Origin of the sequence: Nonomuraea aridisoli, assembly GCF_003236395.1 — a bacterium.
Lineage (GTDB): Bacteria > Actinomycetota > Actinomycetes > Streptosporangiales > Streptosporangiaceae > Nonomuraea > Nonomuraea aridisoli.
Genome location: NZ_POUD01000454.1, coordinates 1 through 4,243, shown reverse-complemented (window position 1 = coordinate 4,243; position 4,243 = coordinate 1). Strand labels below are relative to the sequence as shown.

Here is a 4,243-nt window from a genome sequence, read left to right as displayed (position 1 = left end):
GTGATGCGGCCGTCGGGGCCGAAGCCGTAGGAGATGCGGTCGCCGTCGATGGTGACGGTGGTGGGGAACCAGGCGGCGAGGTGTTCGGGTTCGGTGATGGCGCGCCAGACTTTTTCCGGTGGGTGGGGCAGGCGGCGTTGCAGGCGCAGGGTGGTGCGGCCGTCGGGGTGGAGGGTGAGGGTTTCGTTCATCGGTCGTCCTCCATGGTGTCGAGGTGGTGTTCGAGGCGGTCGAGGGTGGTGTTCCAGAGTCGGCGGTAGGGGGTGAGCCAGGCGTCGATCTCGGCGAGGGGTTGGGGGCGGAGTTCGTACCAGCGGCGTTGGGCGTCTTTGCGGACGGTGACGAGTCCGGCTTGGCGGAGGATGCGCAGGTGTTTGCTGGTGCCGGGTTGGGTGAGGCCGAGGTGGTGGGTGAGTTCGGCGACTTGGTGGGGGCGTTGGAGGAGGAGGTCGAGGATGCGGCGGCGGGCCGGTTCGGCGAGGACGTCGAAGGGCATGGCCGCGAATATACCGCTCTGGTTATATGCCTGCAAGGGCATGTAGTGGGGTCAGAGGGTGTGGCGGCGGGCGTTGGCGTGGATGGCTTGGCGGAGGTAGGCGGCGAGGCCGGGGGTGATGGCGTCGTAGACGGCGGTGAAGCGGTGGTCTTGGACGTAGAGGTCGCCGAGGCATCGGTGGAGTTCGTGGCCGCAGTCGTAGAACCAGCGGGTGATGTGGCCGCGGTGGCGTTCGGCGAGGTCCATGGCGTGGGGGCTGTCGGGGGGCAGGCCGGCTTCGCAGGCGGCGGCGAGGTCGTCGTTGAGTGCCGAGGTGTCGGCGTTGATCTGGAGCCAGTCGGCTTTGGTGTAGGAGGCGACGCGTCGGCGGCTTTCGGCGTATTCGGGGGTGTGTCCCCAGCGGCGTTGGACTTCGGGTTCGTGGTGTTCGGGGGTGAAGTGGCCGAAGATTTCGAAGCGTTCTTCGGGGGTGAGGGTGATGCCGGTGGTGTTGGCGTGGATGGCGCGTTCGACGGCGGTGATGACCTGGTGGAGGTGGTCGGCTTGGCGGGTGAGGAGTTCGTGCTGGCGGCGCAGGTGGGTGAGTTCGTCGGTGTGGGGGTGGTCGAGGATGACGGCGATCTCGTCGAGGGGGAAGCCGAGTTCGCGGTAGAGGAGGATGTGCTGCAGGCGGATGAGGTCGGCGTCGGTGTAGCGGCGGTAGCCGGCGTGGGTGCGTTCGCCGGGGGTGAGCAGGCCGATCTCGTCGTAGTGGTGCAGGGTGCGTACGGTGACGCCGGCGAGGCGGGCGACCTGTCCGACGGAGAGGCTCATGGGGTTCACTGTGCCGGGTGACGTCGGGTGAGGGTCAAGCGGGGCTCTTCCGTGGGGTGGGGGTGTGTGGTGGCGGGTACGGCTTGAGCAGGTGAAATAGGTAGCCGTATGGGGATTTTTGTCCTCTTTCTAGGGGGGCGTTGGGGGCAGGCTGACGATGGTGAAGCGATATCCGCCGACCAGCGAGGACGACCAGCATGTGCCATGAACAGCCTGCCCGCCCGTCCATGGAAGACGGAGACCGCCACAGAAGCCTCCCTGCGCAGGCGCGCGAGAACACCACGACGGCGCAGGGCGCCGACGGGCAGCAGCAGGGGGCGTTGTCGGTGGCGGGGGCGACATGGACGTTGCCGCCGTGGCCGGTGTCGGTGACGTGGGCGCGTCATCTGGTGCGCGCCCAGCTGCTGGTGTGGGGCTGGAACCAGGCGTGCGACGTGGCCGAGCTGCTGGCCAGTGAGCTGGTGACGAACGCGGTGCGGCACGCGGCTGGGCTGGTGCTGCTGACGCTGTGGGTGGTCGACGGGGTGTTGCGCTGTGAGGTCGGGGACGGCTCGCAGCAGCTGCCGGTGCGGCACGCGGCGGCCGACGACGACGAGGGCTGGCGTGGGCTGGCGCTGGTGGAGGAGCTGTCGTCGGCGTGGGGGAGTACGAGCACCCGGTGGGGCAAGGTCGTGTGGTTCGAGATGCCGTTGCCCGGCGGGCCGGCTGAGCGGGCCGCGGTTTTCGGTTAGGTCGGTCAACGGGCGCCGCCGGGCGGGTCAAGGCCCGGCCGGTGGCGCGCCATGCGCGGGTCAAATCTCGCCGTGGCTTCTTGACCGGCATCCCCACGGCTCGTGACCTGCGCATACTCTGGGTGCCTGTACGTCGGGGCGACGGCGCTCATGGTGACCCGCCGGGCCCTGGCGTGAGAGACACCATGACAGCGGTGACGACGAATGCCTCGCGGGGCCGCCACAACGGCAGGCTGCCGGCGGAGGTGACGAGTTTCATCGGGCGTCGGCACGAGGTTGCCGAGGTCAGGCGGCTGCTGGCCGCGTCCAGGATGGTGACGCTGACCGGCATGGGCGGGGTGGGCAAGACGCGGCTGGCGTTGCGGGCCGGTCATGAGGTGCGGCGGGCCTTTCGTGACGGGGTGTGGCTGGTGGAGCTGGCGTCGCTGACGTGCCCGGCGTCGCTGGCGCACGCGGTGGCCGAGGCGCTGGAGATCCGCGACGAGACGACGGCTCCGCGGCTGGAGGTGCTGGCCGAGTATCTGCGCGGCCGGCAGGCGCTGATCATTCTGGACAACTGCGAGCATCTGCTGGACGCGTGCGCGGTGCTGGCGGAGACGTTGCTGCGGGCGGCGCCGGAGGTGCGGGTGCTGGCCACGAGCCGGCAGGCGCTGGGCATCGCGGGTGAGCAGGCGCTGGCGGTGCCGCCGTTGTCGTGTCCGGGGGCGCGGGAGTCGTCGGTGTCGGTGGAGGAGCTGACGCAGAACGAGGCGGTGCGGCTGTTCGCCGAGCGGGCGCGGGCGGTGCTGCCGTCGTTCGAGGTCACCGAGGACAACGGCGAGGTGGTGTGCCGGATCGTGCGCCGCCTGGACGGGTTGCCGCTGGCGATCGAGCTGGCGGCGGTGCGGTTGCGGGCGTTGTCGCCGCTGCAGCTGCTGGAGCGGCTGGATGACCGTTTTCGTCTGCTGACGTCCGGGTCGAGGGCCGTGCTGCCCCGGCATCGGACGTTGCGGGCGCTGATCGACTGGAGTTACGGACTGTGTTCGGACAAGGAGCGGCTGCTGTGGCAGCGGGCGTCGGTGTTCGCCGACGGCTTGGACCTGGAGGCGGCGGAGGCGGTCTGCTGCGGGGACGGGATCGGCCGCGAGGAGGTCGTCGACCTGGTGATCGGCCTGGTGGACAAGTCCGTGCTGATGCGCGAGGACCACGGGGACGGCGGCGTACGGTATCGGATGCTCGAGACGTTGCGGGACTTCGGCTGGCAGCGCCTGGCCTTCGCCGGCGGCGGGGAGGCGTTGCGGGGCCGGCATGCCGGTTATTACCGCGAGCTGGCGGCGCGGGCGCGGGCGGAGTTGTTCGGGCCGGCGCAGCTGGCGTGGGTTCGGCGGTTGCAGGCCGAGCATGCGAATCTGCGCGCGGCGCTGGAGTGGTCGTTCGCGGCGCCGGGCCGGCACGAAGCCGGCCTGGTGATGTCGGCCGACCTGCTGTATCACTGGATCACCAGTTATTACCTGGCGGAGGGCCGCTCCTGGCTGGAGCGGGCGCTGGCGTCCGGCGCGGGCCCGCCGGCCGAGCGGGGCCGGGCGTTGTGGGGGGCGGCGTGGCTGGCGCTGGTGCAGGCCGATCTGCCGGCCGCGGAGGCGATGTTGCGGGAGGGCCGCCGCATCGGTGAGCGGCTGGGCGACGAGTCGGTGCTGGGGTTCGTGACGATGTTCCGCGGCATGGCCGCCATGGTCGAGGGCCGGCCGCGGGAGGCGATCGGGTGCTATCGGCAGGCTCTGGAGCGGCATCGGGTGTCGGGTGATCCGGTCGCTCTGGCGTTGACGCTGATTCGGTTGTCGCTGGCGCATTCGTTCGTGGGGGAGTCGGCGCAGGCTGTGGCGGCGGCGCAGGAGTGTGTCGCGGTGTGCGATGCGTACGGTGAGCGCTGGCACAAGGCGTACACGTTGACGGCGCTGGGTGTGGAGTTGTGGCGGCAGGGTGAGCTGGAGCGGGCCACGGAGCTGGAGCGGACGGGGCTGGACTACAACCGGTCGATGGGCGATGTGCTGGGTGAGGCGCTGGCGATCGAGGTGCTGGCGTGGATCGCGGCGTCGCGCCGGGAGTATCAGCGGGCGGCGCGGCTGCTGGGTGTGGTGAGCGGTGTGTGGGGGATGGTGGGGGCGGCGTTGTCCGGGTACGGGCATCTGGCCGGTTACCACGATGCCTGTGAGCGGCGTACGCG

General features: G+C 70.5%; 5 protein-coding genes. 2 read left to right on the top strand and 3 right to left on the bottom strand.

Translation table 11 applies throughout. The features are described 5' to 3' along the window. The 3 genes from C1J01_RS46620 to C1J01_RS46610 all read right to left on the bottom strand — a co-directional run. Positions 1-191, bottom strand: a 191-nt coding sequence (locus C1J01_RS46620) for an SRPBCC domain-containing protein (protein ID WP_181449347.1), incomplete at its 3' end; no start/stop codon positions are given. Continuing rightward, on the bottom strand, positions 188-496 hold the full coding sequence (locus C1J01_RS46615) for an ArsR/SmtB family transcription factor (protein WP_111185411.1): 309 nt from the start codon (positions 494-496) through the stop codon (positions 188-190). The genes C1J01_RS46620 and C1J01_RS46615, both read right to left, overlap by 4 nt. A gap of 51 nt (positions 497-547) precedes the next feature. Beyond that, on the bottom strand, positions 548-1,309 hold the full coding sequence (locus tag C1J01_RS46610; protein ID WP_111185409.1) for a MerR family transcriptional regulator: 762 nt from the start codon (positions 1,307-1,309) through the stop codon (positions 548-550). 227 nt (positions 1,310-1,536) lie between these two features. Between C1J01_RS46610 and C1J01_RS46605 the strand changes: the two genes are divergently transcribed. Further along, positions 1,537-2,040, top strand: a complete 504-nt coding sequence (locus C1J01_RS46605; protein ID WP_111185408.1) for an ATP-binding protein — start codon at positions 1,537-1,539, stop codon at positions 2,038-2,040. Positions 2,041-2,225: 185 nt separating this feature from the next. After that, the coding region (locus C1J01_RS46600; protein WP_111185410.1) for an ATP-binding protein at positions 2,226-4,243 on the top strand (2,018 nt) is incomplete at its 3' end.